Raw genomic sequence first — 15342 nt, 5'->3', positions numbered from 1 at the left:
CGCGCCGGTCTGCTATTCGGCGGCCTGTTTCGCCAGCACCTGCTTATCGGGAGGGGCACCGTCGGCGCGCTTCGATCGTCCCCAGCCCGACATGATGTTCGAAAGCTTGTCGAGATAGACATAGACCACCGGCGTCGTGAACAGCGTCAGAGCCTGGCTGACGATCAGGCCGCCGACCATCGCGTAGCCGAGTGGCTGGCGGATTTCCGAGCCGGTGCCGGTGCCGAGCATCAAGGGCACGCCGCCGAGCAGCGCCGCCATGGTCGTCATCATAATCGGGCGAAAACGCAAGATGGCGGCCTTGCGGATCGCTTCTTCCGGCTCGAGATGTTCGTCGCGTTCGGCGCTGATCGCGAAGTCCACCAGCATGATGCCGTTCTTCTTGACGATGCCGATCAGCAGGATGATGCCGATCAGCGCGATCAGGCTGAAGTCGAAGCCGAACGCCATCAGGATCGCCAGCGCGCCGACGCCGGCCGACGGCAGGGTAGAGAGGATCGTCAGCGGGTGGATGTAGCTCTCATAGAGAATGCCGAGGATCAGATAGACCACCACCAGTGCCGCAAGGATCAACAGTGGCACCGTCGATAGCGATTGCTGGAACGCCTGCGCCGTACCCTGGAAGGTGCCGCGCAAGGTCGAAGGTGCGCCCATCTCCTGCATGGCATTCTGCACGGCGTCGGTCGCCTGTCCGAGCGCAACGCCCTGTGCCAGGTTGAAACTGATGGTGATCGCCGGGAACTGGCCCTGATGGCTGATGGACAGCGGTCGCACGGGCACCGTGGTCCATTTGGCAAAGGCTGATAGCGGCACCATGTCACCGGTTGTCGGCGACTTGATGTAGATCTTGTCGAGCGAATCCAGTTTGCCCTGCATCTCCGGCAGAATTTCGAGAATGACGTGGTAGCTGTTCAACTGGGTGAAATATTGCGCGACCTGCCGCTGGCCGAATGCGTCATACAGCGTGTCGTCGATCAGTTGCGGCTGAATGCCGAAACGCGAGGCGTTGTCGCGGTCGATGGTCAGTGTCAGCGTCGTGCCTTTGGTTTGCTGGTCGGTGGCGACGTCGCGTAGCTGGGGGAGCGTCTGCATCTTGGCCAAAATCTTCGGCGCCCATTCGTTCAGTTCGGCCAGATTGGCGTCCTGCAGCGTATATTCGAACTGGGTGCGCGTGGCGCGCCCACCAAGCCGGACGTCCTGCGCAGCCTGCATGAACAGGCGTGCGCCCTGAACCTTCTCCAGCTGCGGCCGTAACCGTGCAATGATCTGCTGCGCGCTGGCGGTGCGTTCATCGCGCGGCTTCAGCGTGATGAACATGCGTCCTGTATTCAGCGCACCACCACTGCCGCCGATCGCCATCGCGACGGTGGCGACATCAGGATCGGCCTGCACGATCTTGCCGAGTTCTTCCTGATGCACCTTCATGTCCGCAAAGGAAATGTCCTGTGCCGCTTCGGAGGCTGCGGTGATCAGGCCGGTGTCCTGCTGCGGGAAGAAACCCTTGGGGATGATGACGAACAGATAGACCGACAGGCCGAGCGTGGCGAAAAACACCATGAGCGTCGTCAGTCGCCAGCGAAGCACCAGGTCGAGGCCGCGCTCATAGGCGCGCAACATGGCGTCGAAGGCATTTTCGCTGAGCTGATAGAGCCGGCCATGCTTGGCGTGCTTCTGCTCGCGCAGGAAGCGCGACGCCATCATCGGGGTCAGCGTCAGCGACACCACCAGCGAGACGAAGATGGCCATGGCCAGCGTTACCGCGAATTCGCGGAACAAGCGGCCGATGATGCCACCCATCAGCAGCAGCGGGATCAGCACCGCGACCAGCGAGATTGATATCGAGACGATGGTGAAACCGATTTCGCCGGCGCCTTTCAGCGCGGCGGCCATCGGTGCTTCGCCTTCCTCGATATAGCGCGTGATATTTTCCAGCATCACAATGGCGTCGTCGACGACGAAGCCAACCGAGATGGTCAGCGCCATCAGCGACAGGTTGTCGAGCGTATAGCCGAAGACCCACATCAGCGCACACGCGCCGAGCAGCGCCAGCGGTACGGTGACGCTGGGAATGATCGTCGCCCAGACGCTGCGCAGGAAGATGAAGATCACCATCACGACAAGGGCAATGGTCAGCAGCAACGTGAACTGTACGTCGGCTACTGCTGCGCGAATGGTTTGCGTGCGATCGCTCAGCAGCTCGATCTTCACGGTCGGCGGAATTGCCGCCACCAGTCGCGGGAGTTCAGCCTTGATCTTGTCCACGGTGTCGATGACATTGGCGCCGGGTTGCTTGAAGATTACCAGAAACACGCCGCGCTTGCCGTTGGCCCAGGCCGCCTGTTTGGCGTCTTCCGGGCCTGTCACCGCCGTGCCGATATCCTTGATCCGAAGTGGGCCGCCATTGCGATAGGCGATGATGACGTCGTTCCAGTCCTTCGATTCCGGCAACTGGTCGTTGGCGTAGATCGTGTAGCTGCGGGTCGCGCCGTCGATATTGCCTTTCGGGCTGTCGACCGTGGTGATCGCGATCTGGCTGCGGACATCTTCGAGCTGCAGCCCCTTGGCCACGAGTTTGGCGGGATCGATCTGGATCCGGATCGCCGGCTTTTGCTGGCCGCCGATGGAAACCTGGGCGACACCGGAGATCTGGCTGATCTGCTGCGCCAGTTGCGCATCGACACTGTCGCTGACTGTTGTAATGGGGAGTGTATCCGACGTCGCCGACAGCAGCATGATCGGCGAGTCTGCCGGGTTGACCTTGCGATAGGTGGGCGGGCTCGGAAGTGCTTTCGGCAGTTGTCCGCTGGCGGCATTGATCGCGGCTTGCACGTCATTGGCGGCGCCATCGATCGAACGGTTGAGATCGAACTGGATCGTAACCGCTGACGTCCCGAGCGAACTCGTCGACGTCATCTGCGCAACGCCGGGGATCTGCGCGAGCTGTCGCTCCAGCGGCTGCGCCACCGACGAAGCCATGGTCTCCGGACTGCCGCCGGGCAGGGTGGCGGACACCTGGATGGTCGGGAAGTCGACTTGCGGCAGCGGCGCGACCGGAAGCAGCGGATAGGAGACCACGCCGACGAACAGGATGCCGGCCATTAACAACGATGTTGCGATCGGATAGCGAATGAACGGCGCTGAAATTCCTCCGTTCATGGCTACTGGCCCTTCGTCGGAGTGGTCGCAGAGGTTGCGATGGACGTCGCCACCAGCGCGCCCGGCTGAACCTTGTACTGCCCGGCGACGATCACACGCTCTCCCGCGTTCAGCCCATCCTCGACCACGGTGCGGCCATCGGTGGAATTGCCGACCTTGATCTTCTTCAGTTCGGCCTTGTTGTCGGTGCCGACCGCAAAGGCGTAGAGCCCATCGGTGCCGTGCTGAACCGCGTCATCGGGAATGACGGTCGCATCCTTCAGCGTGGTCACCAGCAGCCGCGTCGAGACCGAGAGGCCGGGCCAGAGTACATGGTCCTTGTTGTCGAATACCGCCTTCAGCCGGATCGTGCCGCTGGTGGTGTCGACCTGATTATTGATCACCGACAGCGTGCCTTCCGACAGCACGCGCTTTCCGTCGGTGGTCAGCGCGATCACCTTGAGCGGATTCGCCGCGAGCGACCGGTTGATGTCGACGAGGTTCTGTTCAGGCGCGGTGAAGATCACCGCAATCGGTTCAATCTGCGCGATGGTGACGATGCCCGTCTGGGTCGCCGCATTGACGATGTTGCCCTTGTCGACCTGGCGAAAGCCGACGCGACCGGAGAGCGGCGCCTTGATCGTGGTGTAGTCGAGCTGGGTCTGGGCGTTCGAGATCGCCGCATCATCGGCGGCGATCTGCGCGCTCAACTGCTGCACGGTGGAGCGTTGTGTGTCTGTTTGTTGCCGTGTCGCGAATTCGCCTAGTTTGGTGTAGCGCTGCAGGTCGAGATTGGCGTTGGCGAGATTGGCTTCGTCCTGCGCCTTCTTGGCCTTGGCCTGATCGAGCGCTGCCTGGAACGGGCGCGGATCAATCTGTGCGAGCAGGTCACCTTCCCGAACGATCTGTCCTTCGGTGAAAGCGATCGTGTCGATCTGGCCATCGACGCGAGTCCGCACCACCACGGTGTTGAAGCCTTGCACAGTGCCCAAACCGCCGAGATAAACAGGGAAATCGGTTGTCTCGACGGATGCGATTTTTACCGGGATGGGGGCGGGGCCACGCGGTTTGTCAGCATTCGCCCGCTGCGCTCCGGTAGCCTCGTAGTGGCGCCAGGCGAGGGTTCCGCCGGCGGCTAGGAGCGCCAGAAGGATCAAGCCAGTCCATCGAAAACGGGTACGCGTTATCATGGTGATCCCATCAATCTCTTGGCGACCAGTGAAGCACACATGCGCATCCAATGCGCGCCCGCAGGGTGGCTCTTGATCAGCTAGGTGGCGACTCAAATGCTGTAAACACACGACCGCTTGAACACGTGCTTCATTGCGAAATCTTCATGTTCGCTATGATTTACGCGTGGTTTCTCGCATCGTTCCAGTGGGACATTGCGCCTCATTTTGTGCGGCGTCTTGGACAATCCATCGACGCAGTGAGGCGCGCCTGGTGTTGTAACTGCGCGCTGTATCCGCCATAGGCTCGACCAAGCCGGCATTGCGGCTGCAAACATATCCCGGGAGTGCAATATGGACGAGTTGAACGGGCGGATGATCGCCTGTCAGATTTTGATCACCGGATTGATCGCGAGGGTCGCCAATGACTCGCCAGATCCGCTGCGCTTCCTGACCGACTATCGGGACGAGATCAAAGCCGTCGTGCGTGGCATCAACATCGCCGGAATGGAGAATACGGATCGGGTGAGGCAGGCGGCGCTTCAGACCGTCGATGAAATGTTCTCGCTGATGAAGCCGCCGAGCTCGGATTGAACGAGTTCACTACGGGCCGCTTTTCCCGCAGGTTGGATGGCGCTGGCTTCGTCGTGCTTGCCAAATATTAGAACGATTTCAATATCAGTTTAGAATCGTTTTTATCTGGATGTATTCAAGCGTGTGACTGTCTTGATTCCGCCCGAATGTGTTGACGCTCCCGCTCGCGCCAAGCTACCGCTGCCTCGAATTGGCGCAGAATGAGCTGCGCATGGGACGGCAGGGGCAGAGTTTATGGGGTTAGCGAAGATTCCGGTATCGTTGCGTTCGAGTGTCACGACGGCCACCAACGAACGATCCGATAGCAACCATTCCGCGCGCAAGACCTCTGCAGTTGCCGGGATGATCGCCGTCGCCTCGTTCGGCGGCGCGGAAGCCCAGCAATCGGTACTCCCGCCGGTGACGGTCGATGCACCGGTCGTGCGACCGCGTCCGGCGGTGCGGCCGACACCCGATCAGATACGTGCGCGAACCGCACTACGACGCGCGGCGCGTCGGACCCAGCCAGTGCAAGTCGCGCCGGTGCCTTACCCGAATGCAGGTGGCCTCGCGGCAGACGCCAATCCTTACGCCGACGCTGCAGCGCCTTATAAAGGCGACCGGCTTGCGGGAACGAAATTCTCCGAAAAGCTGATCGACACGCCGCGTACGGTCACCGTGCTGACCAAGGAAATCCTCGAAGACAAGAATGCGACAAGCCTGAAGGAAGTGGCGCGCACCACGGCCGGTGTCACGCTCGGTACAGGCGAGGGCGGTAACGCTTTCGGTGATCGCTTTTTTATCCGCGGCTTCGATGCACGAAACGACATCTTCATCGACGGTGTGCGCGATCCGGCCATCAGCATTCGTGAAAATTTTTTCACCGAGCAGGTGGAGATTCTGCGTGGTCCGGCGTCGTCCTTTGCTGGTCGCGGCACGGCGGGTGGCGCCATCAATATCGTGACCAAACAGGCCGGTGACCGCAATTTCCAGAAGGTCGAAACGACCTATGGCACCGACCAGACCAAGCGCATTACCTTCGACGTCAACCAGGTCGTCAGTCCCACCCTCAGTTTGCGCACCGGCGGACTCTATCAGGATGCCGAAGTGGCTGGCCGGAACTACGTGACGGACGATCGCTGGGGAGCATTCGGTGCTTTGAAATGGACGCCGACAGACGCCTTCAAGGTTACCGCCAACTACGTCCACACCGATCTCAGCGGCCTGCCGGATTTTGGCGTACCCTATAACCGCACCGCGCGTGCGCCCGTGACCGACATCAACGTGCCGCGGGAAACCTATTACGGCTTCGTCAACCGCGACTTTCAGAAGGCCCGGCAGGATTTTGGTACAGTAATCGGTGAATTGAAGATCACGCCCGATATCACACTCACCAATAAGACCCGACTGGAGCGCTCGATCCTCGACTACGTCGGGACGCTGCCCAGCAATGCCACGGCAACCACGGCAACGCTTTCCGCGCAGAGCCGCTACCAGGTTACGGATGTGGTGGCCAACGTCACCGATGCGACGTTCAAGTTTGACGCCTACGGAATCAAGAACACGTTGGTGACCGGCGTGGAGATTTCGCAGGAAAGCGTGATGCGCGATAATTATACGGGTTTGACGTCCGAGCTGAACGGCATTTTGAGCGGTACGCAACTCATCGTGCCGATCGCCAATCCGCCCAACCTGTTCCCATTCAACAATGCGCCCCAGCGCGCGAACAACCCGACCAATATCAATGTGGATACCAAGGCGGCTTACGCCATCCATACAGCGAATTTTCAGGACGTCGTGATCCTGAATGGCGGAATCCGCTACGATGACTATGAGATCAACGGCTCTAACCTGACTTCAAGTACTGGCGTGAAGACCGGCATGGTTAACTACAACCTCGGCGCTGTTCTGAAGCCGGTGCCGTATGGCAGCCTCTATGGCGCATTCGCTACGTCGTCCAATCCGGTCGGAGCTGAACTCGATGCGACTGGCACGGCGTATGGCGGACTTGTGGTCAACAATACGACCTTCCAGGCCTTGGCCCCCGAAGAAAACCGGTCGTCGGAAGTGGGCACCAAATGGGAGCTGTTCGATCGCCATCTGCTGGTCACGGCGGCGCTGTTCGAGACCGTCAAGAGCAATGCTCGCGAAACAAGCGGAAGTGACATCATCGCCGGTGCGCAATATCGCGTGCGCGGCGTCGATCTCGGTATGGGCGGTAAGATCACCCCGAGCTGGAGCATGTTTGCCGGTGCAGTGTTCATGGAATCCAAAGTTCTGAAGTCAATCGATCCGACGCAGGTCGGCGCGCAACTCGCCAACATCGCGCACGAATCCTTCAACTTGCTGACCAAGTACCAGATCACCGAGCCATGGGAGATTGGCGGACAAGCAACTTACGCTTCGCAGATCTACGGAGGGACGTTCGGTGCCGTTAACGGCAATGTGTTGCCGTCACACTGGCGGTTCGATGCTTTCACGGAGTACAGGTTCGACAAGCACCTGAAGGCGAAAGTATCGGTCAACAACATCTTTGATACGGTCTATTATGACGCGTTCTATCGCAGCAATACGCCATTCACGTTCATCGCGCCCGGACGGTCGGTCTGGTTTACTCTCATGGGGTCACTATGATCGCCGGTCGTCATGCTGACCTGCATCCCTGACGTTCTGAGCAAGAGTGATGTGGCGGAGTTCCGCCGCATCATGGATGCGGCCGGTTGGGAGGACGGTCGCTCCACTGCTGGTGCCCAATCCGCACTGGTCAAACGAAATGAGCAACTGCCGCCGGACAGCGAGGTTGCCCGCGCGCTCGGCAATCGCATCATCTCGGCACTGACGTCGAATCCGCGGTTTTTATCTGCGGCAATTCCGCTGCATATCTTTCCGCCGTTGTTCAATCGTTACGTCTCGTCGGATGGACATCACTTCGGCGTGCATGTCGATAATGCGGTGCGCGGCGATCATCTCACCGGAATGCGTATCCGCACCGACCTGTCAGTCACATTGTTCCTCTCTGAACCCGACGAATATGATGGCGGTGAGCTCGTCATCGAAGACAATTACGGCTCGCACGAGGTGAAGCTGCCGGCCGGTCATCTCGTACTTTATCCTGCTTCCAGTCTGCACCTTGTAACGCCTCTAAGGGCAGGTATGCGCGTAGCGTCTTTTTTCTGGCTTCAGAGCATGATACGAGATGCTCACGCGCGCAGCATGATCTTCGATCTCGACAGCGCGATTCAGAGCCTGGTTGAACGTCTCGGAAGGGACGACCCAGAAACGGTCAAATTGACGGGCATCTATCATAATCTCATTCGCTACTGGGCCGAGGTATAAGCTTGTTTAGAACCGTTCTTAAGTCGCTGGCTGTGCTGGCAGTGGTCGCGTTTGCGTCGCCAATCATTGCGCAGCAAGCTGCAAAGCCAGCGGCGCCGGTGGTTGTTCAGCCAGCTCCCGCTGCGACGCAGGCCCCGGTCGTCGCCCAGCCGAGCAGCCCGGCGGCGAGTCCGGCTGCCTCGACCGCTCTTGCGAGCCCGGTGGCCGAGGCCGCGGCGCGACCGATTGTGGCGACCGGCGAGCACGATTTATCGCCCTGGAAAATGTTCATGGGCGCCGACATCATCGTCAAGGCGGTGATGGTGGGTCTGGCTTTCGCATCGATCGTGACCTGGACGGTCGGCATCTTCAAGATGATGGAACTGACCTGGGCCATGCGTCGCCTGAAGGCCGCGCTTCGCAAGATCGGTGAAGCACGCTCGCTGTCCGAAGCGCAGATGGCGCTCGGCGAGCGCGGGACGATCCTGTCGCGCCTGTTGGCGGCGGCGATGCGGGAAGGGCGGATGTCCGCCGGCATTTCGAGCGATGAAGGCATCAAGGAGCGCGCCGCGTCGAGTTTCGGCGAAATCGTCCGCGCTGAAGGCCGCAAGGTGCGCACCGGTATGGGCGTGCTCGCCACCATCGGTGCAACGTCGCCGTTCGTCGGACTGTTCGGCACCGTATGGGGCATCATGAACAGCTTTATCGGCATCTCGAAGTCGCAGACCACAAATCTTGCAGTGGTGGCGCCCGGTATCGCCGAAGCACTGCTGGCCACCGCCATTGGCCTCGTCGCGGCGATCCCGGCTGTCATCATCTACAATCACTTCGCGCGCGTGACGAAAGCCTACATGGAAATCGTCGGCCGTGCGCAGGGCGCCGCCGGTCGTCTGCTGTCGCGGGACCTCGACCGCACACATTCGAGTTCACACACGCGCGCGGCGGCTGAATAACCATGGGCATGTCGCTTTCCGAAGGCTCCGACGACGATGATGATTTCGCTGAAAATCACGAAATCAATGTCACCCCCTTCATCGACGTCATTCTGGTTCTGTTGATCATCTTCATGGTGGCCGCGCCGCTGTCGACGGTGGACCTGCCGATCAATCTACCATCCTCCACGGCGACGCCGCAGAAGAAGCCGGACAAGCCGACTTATGTGAGCATCAAGCCGGATCTCGCTGTGGCGATCGGCGAAAACATGGTCAAGCGCGTCGACCTCGTGCGCCAGCTCGATGCGATGGGCGACGGCAACAAGGATCGTCCGATCTTCCTGCGCGTCGATCGCGGTGTGCCCTATGGCGAATTCTTCGATGTGATGGAACGGCTGCGTGCCGGCGGCTATCAGAAGACCAAGCTCGTTGCGCTGGAAGGTGTTCCGGATGCCGCGGCGGCATCGCCGGCATCGACCTCTGTGCCTGACGCGCCGAAGCCCTGACGTTACGGAAGCGCTATGTCCGAGCTCGATAGGAAGTCGTCTTGGCGACTGTGGCTGATCGCGGCGCTTGTCGCGGTGGTGCTGCATGTCGGCGGCATTGCTGCGGCTGTGTTCGAGATGCAGCAGGAAGACGATGGCGACGGCCTCGGCGCCAATGCCATCGAGGTCGGGATGGAAGTGGTGTCGCCCGACGTCGAGCCGACCGATCTTCCGCAGGGCCCGGATTCGGAGGCCTCGACAGCGTCTCCGGCCGTTCAGGAGCAGAAGGCTGTCGAGAAGCAGAGCGATCTCCCCAGGGAGACGCCGCATGAGAGCGAAGAACCCGATCAGGTCGTGACCGAGAGCAAGGCGACCAAGCCGGAAGAAGAGACACCCGAAAAGGCGCAAAAACAGCAGCAGGCGTCGCAGGAATCCGTCGCGTCGGAAGCCGCCGCACAGCAGAAACTCGATGACTCCAAGACCGGGGAGAAAGCGCAGGCCCAGCAGGCCGGTATCGGCGTCGACAAGAAGCGCTTGTCAGCAAAATGGGAGCGGCAACTCAGCGCCTATCTGGAGAGAAACAAACGCTATCCTGATGTCAAGAAGTTCAAGAACTTGACGGTGAAAATCGGCTTCAGACTAGATCGGATGGGCAAGGTGATGTCCGCCAATGTGGTCGAAGGATCTGGCGATTCAGCCTACGATGAGGCTGCAGTTTCAATCCTGCATCGCGCTAAGAACATGCCGCCACCTCCGCCGGAGCTGGCCGATGAAACATTGAGTTACGTTGTCGACATCCGTTTCACGGAAAAGAAGACCTAATTCATCTACCGGCCGCCCGCCGGCATTTGCTCCAAAGCACCTGCCGGCGATGCCCAAAATCTCTCGGTTAATACGTCGCCCGTCCGCCCGAAATGTCGAACACCGCGCCGGTCGAGAAGGCGCAGTCTTCCGAGGCCAGCCAGGCGGCCATCGCGGCCAGTTCCTGCACCAGCACGAAACGTCCTTTCGGAATCTTCGACAGCATGAAGTTGATGTGCTGCTCCGTCATCTGGTCGAAGATCGCGGTCTTCGCGGCAGCAGGCGTGATGGCGTTGACGTTGATCTCGTGGCCGGCCAGTTCCTTGCCGAGCGACTTGGTCAGCGCGATCAGACCGGCCTTCGATGCCGAATAGTGCGAGGCGTTCGGATTGCCTTCCTTGCCGGCGATGGACGCGATGTTGACGATGCGGCCGTAATTTTGCTTCAGCATCACCGGGACGACGGCCTTGCAGCACAGGAACGGGCCGTCGAGATTGATGCGCATCACCTTGCGCCAGTCGTCGTAATCGATCTCCCACACCGGCTTGTTGAATCCGGTGATGCCGGCATTGTTGACCAGGATATCGATCTTGCCGAACTCCTGAAGCGTCGCATCGCGCGCTTCATCAATTGAAGCCACGTCGGTGACGTCGACTTTGAGGGCAATCACTTCGTCGCCGATCTCGCTCGCCGTTTTTACGGCCAGGTCAATGTCCTGATCCCAGATCGCCACCTTGGCGCCGGAAGCGACGAAACGTTCGGTGATCGCGCGGCCAAAGCCCTGGGCGCCGCCCGTGACCACGGCGCAGCGGCCGTTCAGATCGATCTTGTTCATGATGCGGTGTCCTCGGTTAAAGCGTCCAGCCGCCGTCGATGATGTGCGCCACGCCGGTGGTGAAGGCGCTTTCGTCGCTGGCGAGATAGACGGCGAGGGAGGCGATTTCCTCGGCGGTGCCGAGACGGCCCATCGGTTGCCGGCTCACGAACAGCTCGCGGCCATTCGGGCCTGCGGCCGCGGCGCGGTCGAGCATCGATGGTGTCTCAATGGTGCCGGGGCAGATGGCGTTGCAGCGAATGCCCTTGGTGATGAAGTCAGCCGCGACCGCGCGGGTGAGGGCGGCAACGGCTGCTTTCGTGGCGCCATAGACATAGCGGTTGGGGGCGGCCTTGAAGACGCCTGCAGCGGAGGAGATGTTGACGATCGCGCCATGGCCATTCTCGAGCATGCCCGGCAGAAATGCCTTGATGGTCCGGTGCATGGATTTGACGTTGAGGTCGAACGAGAAGTCCCAGTCGCTGTCGGAACATTCCAGCACAGTGCCGTGATGCACGAAGCCGGCGGCATTGAGCAGGATATCGACAGTGCCGACCTTCTTCGCCATCGCTTCGACGGCGGCGGTGTCGCGCACGTCGAGCCGCGCGGTTTCCGCCACGCCATCCTTGGTGAGCAGGGCGACGCCCTTGTCGTCGATATCGGTGGCGAACACCGTCGCACCTTCGCGTGCAAAGGCCAGCGCGCAGGCGCGGCCGATGCCGACGGCACCGGCGGTGACGAAGGCGCGTTTGCCTTTCAGGCGATCAGTCATGAGAGTTCTCCCTGAATTCTATTTGTGATTTTCTTGCCTGCCAGTGTTTTGCGCCGGCAGTGCACTCCCTCGCCCCGCTCTTGCGGGGAGAGGGTGGGGTGAGGGGCTTTGGCAGAGCTTCGCAGCGGGCTCCCCCTCACCCGGATTACTCGCTACGCTCGCAATCCGACCTCTCCCCGCAAGCGGGGAGAGGTGAAGGAAGCGCTAGTGATTATGGCGCGCCGTTCCGACCTTGCCGGCGATATCGTGATAGCGCGTGGCCAGTTCGAGGCAGGCGCCGGTGGCCTGTTGACCGACGGTGTTGCGGTAAAGCTCCTGCCATGGCGTCTGGTTGGCCGGATACTTGAATCCGCCATTGGCCATCAGTTCGGCGCGACGTCGCTTCAGTTCCTCGTCGGAGATCAGGATGTTCGCCGAGCCCTTGTTGAGGTCGATGCGGACCTTGTCACCCGTTTTCAGGATTGCAAGGCCGCCATTGGCTGCAGCTTCAGGCGTCGCGTTGAGAATCGAGGGCGAGCCTGACGTGCCGGATTGGCGCCCATCGCCGATGCAAGGAAGTGAGTGGATCCCGCGCTTGATGAGTGCCGCCGGTGGCTGCATGTTCACCACTTCGGCGCCGCCGGGATAGCCGATCGGACCGGTGCCGCGCACGAACAGGATGCAGTGTTCGTCGATATCGAGTGACGCGTCGTCGATGCGATGGTGATAGTCCTCCGGCCCCTCAAACACGATGGCACGGCCTTCGAACGCATTTGGATCGTTCGGATTGATCAGATAGCGATCGCGGAATTCCTTGGAGATTACCGAGGTCTTCATGATCGCTGAGTCAAACAGGTTGCCGCGTAGCACGAGGAAGCCGGCATCCTTCACCAGCGGCTTGTCGTAGGACCAGATCACATCATTGTCCGGCACTGGCGACCTGGCGCAGTTCTCGCCCATGGTCTTGCCGTTCACGGTCATTACATCCTCGTGGATGCGCTTGTGCTTCATCAGCTCGCGCACCACGGAGGGGACACCGCCGGCGCGGTGATATTCCTCGCCGAGGTAGAAGCCGGCCGGCTGCATGTTAACCAGCAGCGGGACGTCGTGGCCGAATTTCTGCCAGTCGTCGATGTCGAGCTCGACGCCGATATGGCGCGCCAGCGCGTTGATATGGATCGGCGCGTTGGTCGAGCCGCCAATGGCGGAATTGACCACGATGCAGTTCTCGAAGGCCTTGCGTGTCAGGATGTCCGACGGCTTGAGGTCCTCCCACACCATGTCGACGATGCGGCTGCCTGTCTCATAGGCAATCTGGCCGCGCTCGCGATAGGGCGCCGGAATTGCCGCGCAGCCGGGCAGGGACATGCCGAGCGCTTCAGCCAGCGAATTCATCGTCGACGCGGTGCCCATGGTGTTGCAATGCCCGACCGATGGAGCGGATGACGCGACCAGCGTCATGAATTCCTCGTAGTCGATCTCGCCCGCGGCCAGCCGCTCGCGTGATTTCCAGACCACGGTGCCGGAGCCCGTGCGCTGGCCTTCGTGCCAGCCGTTCAGCATCGGTCCGCCGGACAACACGATCGCGGGGAGATTGACTGTCGCCGCCGCCATCAAACAGGCCGGCGTGGTTTTGTCACAGCCGGTTGTCAACACGACCCCGTCGAGCGGATAGCCGAACAGGATTTCCACAAGGCCGAGATAAGCGAGGTTGCGATCAAGCGCCGCAGTCGGCCGCTTGCCGGTCTCCTGTATTGGATGGACCGGAAACTCCATTACCAGACCGCCGGCGGCGGTAATGCCTTCGCGCACGCGCTTGGCGAGTTCGAGATGATGGCGGTTGCAGGGCGACAGGTCGTTGCCGGTCTGCGCAATGCCGATGATCGGCTTCCCGGACTGCAATTCGTGACGCGTCAGGCCGTAGTTCAGATAGCGCTCAAGATAGAGTGCGGTCATTCCGGGATTGTGGGGATCGTTGAACCATTCGCTCGAACGAAGTTTGCGCTTGGTGGTCCCCGAATTCGGCTTGGTCATCATTTCTCCCGCAGCGCACACTTTTTGAATGGTGCGTCGTCTCTTTTGATTGGTCACGAATGTTTGCACGCCGCCGGATGCTTCGCAACGTTTGCATCGGCAACATTTTTCTACGACTATGATCCAACGACATGTCGCCGGAAATCTGGTAGGATGTCAGACAAGTAAGAACATGCGGCCCCGGCAATCGGAGGACGCAGTCTCTAAAAATGAGACATTTGGGAGGGAAATGTATGGCGTCCGTGCAGATTCACGACGTTCGTAAGTCTTTTGGCGGTTTTGAGGTTCTTCACGGCGTATCTGTCCCCATCGAGGATGGGCAATTCGTCGTGCTTGTCGGGCCATCCGGCTGCGGAAAGTCCACATTGCTGAGAATGCTTGCGGGACTGGAGAAAATCACCTCCGGCACGATTTCGATCGGCGACCGCGTGGTCAATGATGTCCAGCCGAAAGAGCGCGACATCGCCATGGTGTTCCAGAACTATGCGCTTTATCCGCATATGACGGTTGCCCAGAATATGGGCTTTTCGCTCAAGCTGCGCGGTGCCGACAAGAGCGAGATCGATCAGAAGGTCAATCGCGCCGCCGATATTCTCGATTTGAGGCGCTTGCTCGATCGCTTTCCTCGGCAGTTGTCGGGTGGTCAGCGCCAGCGCGTCGCCATGGGCCGCGCCATCGTGCGCGATCCGCAGGTCTTCCTGTTCGATGAGCCGCTGTCGAATCTCGATGCCAAGCTGCGCGTCGCCATGCGTGCCGAGATCAAGGAACTCCATCAGCGCCTGAAGACGACGACGGTTTATGTAACGCATGACCAGATCGAGGCCATGACCATGGCCGACAAGATCGTGGTGATGCAGGATGGCATCGTCGAGCAGATGGGCGCGCCATTGGAACTCTACGATCACCCCGAAAACAAGTTCGTTGCAGGCTTCATCGGATCGCCTGCGATGAATTTTCTCGAAGGCACGCTGAAGGTGAATGGTGGCCAGCCATGGGTCGAGACCGCCAACGGCGCGAAGCTGCCGATCACGGCGGCGCCCGCAACGGCGAACGACAAGTCGGTGACCTACGGCATTCGGCCCGAGCATCTCGAATTTGCTGATGACGGGATCGAGGCCGAGGTCGTGGTGGTCGAGCCGATGGGGTCGGAGACTCAGGTCGTCGCACGCATCGGCACCCAGGATATCATCGCGATCTTCCGTGATCGTCGTCCGGTAGCGCCGGGTGACAGGATTCATCTCAGGCCGCGCGCGAATTCGGCGCATCTGTTCGACAAGGAGACCGGCAAGCGCGTCAACTGACGCGCCTTGCACCCATCAATTTCAAAACATTG

General features: G+C 60.4%; 12 protein-coding genes. 7 read left to right on the top strand and 5 right to left on the bottom strand.

What is annotated here, in order from left to right; genetic code table 11:
* Positions 1–12: 12 nt before the first annotated feature.
* On the bottom strand, positions 13–3156 hold the full coding sequence (locus ACEK02_RS30940; RefSeq protein WP_371425340.1) for a multidrug efflux RND transporter permease subunit: 3144 nt from the start codon (positions 3154–3156) through the stop codon (positions 13–15).
* 2 nt (positions 3157–3158) lie between these two features.
* On the bottom strand, positions 3159–4322 hold the full coding sequence (locus tag ACEK02_RS30935; protein WP_371425488.1) for an efflux RND transporter periplasmic adaptor subunit: 1164 nt from the start codon (positions 4320–4322) through the stop codon (positions 3159–3161).
* A gap of 336 nt (positions 4323–4658) precedes the next feature.
* Here ACEK02_RS30935 and ACEK02_RS30930 point away from each other — a divergent pair, with 336 nt between their 5' ends.
* The 6 genes from ACEK02_RS30930 (at position 4659) to ACEK02_RS30905 (ending at position 10431) form a co-directional block, all read left to right on the top strand.
* Positions 4659–4898 (top strand): hypothetical protein, encoded by a 240-nt coding sequence (locus tag ACEK02_RS30930; RefSeq protein ID WP_371425338.1) that lies wholly within the window; start codon positions 4659–4661, stop codon positions 4896–4898.
* 234 nt (positions 4899–5132) lie between these two features.
* Positions 5133–7511, top strand: a complete 2379-nt coding sequence (locus ACEK02_RS30925) for a TonB-dependent receptor (RefSeq protein WP_371425336.1) — start codon at positions 5133–5135, stop codon at positions 7509–7511.
* Between the two features lie 12 nt (positions 7512–7523).
* The gene (locus tag ACEK02_RS30920) at positions 7524–8213 is read left to right on the top strand and encodes a Fe2+-dependent dioxygenase (RefSeq protein WP_371425334.1); all 690 of its coding nucleotides are present in this window, start codon (positions 7524–7526) and stop codon (positions 8211–8213) included.
* Between the two features lie 2 nt (positions 8214–8215).
* The gene (gene exbB, locus ACEK02_RS30915) at positions 8216–9145 is read left to right on the top strand and encodes a tonB-system energizer ExbB (protein ID WP_371425332.1); all 930 of its coding nucleotides are present in this window, start codon (positions 8216–8218) and stop codon (positions 9143–9145) included.
* 2 nt (positions 9146–9147) lie between these two features.
* Positions 9148–9630, top strand: a complete 483-nt coding sequence (exbD, locus tag ACEK02_RS30910; protein ID WP_371425330.1) for a TonB system transport protein ExbD — start codon at positions 9148–9150, stop codon at positions 9628–9630.
* A 15-nt stretch (positions 9631–9645) separates the two neighbouring features.
* Complete coding sequence (locus ACEK02_RS30905; protein ID WP_371425328.1) at positions 9646–10431, top strand: TonB family protein; 786 nt, start codon at positions 9646–9648, stop codon at positions 10429–10431.
* Between the two features lie 67 nt (positions 10432–10498).
* On the opposite strand, the gene ACEK02_RS30900 is transcribed toward ACEK02_RS30905, so the two are convergent.
* From ACEK02_RS30900 to ACEK02_RS30890, 3 genes are all read right to left on the bottom strand, one after another.
* Positions 10499–11245: an SDR family NAD(P)-dependent oxidoreductase gene (locus ACEK02_RS30900; RefSeq protein ID WP_371425326.1), complete on the bottom strand. Its 747-nt coding sequence runs from the start codon at positions 11243–11245 to the stop codon at positions 10499–10501.
* A 16-nt stretch (positions 11246–11261) separates the two neighbouring features.
* A complete protein-coding gene (locus tag ACEK02_RS30895) occupies positions 11262–11996 on the bottom strand; it encodes an SDR family oxidoreductase (RefSeq protein WP_371425324.1) in 735 nt (244 codons plus the stop codon).
* 204 nt (positions 11997–12200) lie between these two features.
* Entirely contained in the window at positions 12201–14009 is a 1809-nt protein-coding gene (locus ACEK02_RS30890) for an IlvD/Edd family dehydratase (RefSeq protein WP_371425322.1), read from the bottom strand.
* A gap of 233 nt (positions 14010–14242) precedes the next feature.
* Between ACEK02_RS30890 and ACEK02_RS30885 the strand changes: the two genes are divergently transcribed.
* Positions 14243–15310 carry an ABC transporter ATP-binding protein gene (locus ACEK02_RS30885; protein WP_371425320.1) on the top strand — a complete coding sequence of 356 codons (1068 nt, stop codon included), beginning with the start codon at positions 14243–14245 and terminating at the stop codon, positions 15308–15310.
* Positions 15311–15342 lie beyond the last annotated feature (32 nt).

This window comes from Tardiphaga sp. (assembly GCF_041424195.1).
GTDB lineage: Bacteria > Pseudomonadota > Alphaproteobacteria > Rhizobiales > Xanthobacteraceae > Tardiphaga.
The sequence above is the reverse complement of the archived record's forward strand: the minus strand, read 5'-3'. Positions and strand labels throughout refer to the sequence as shown.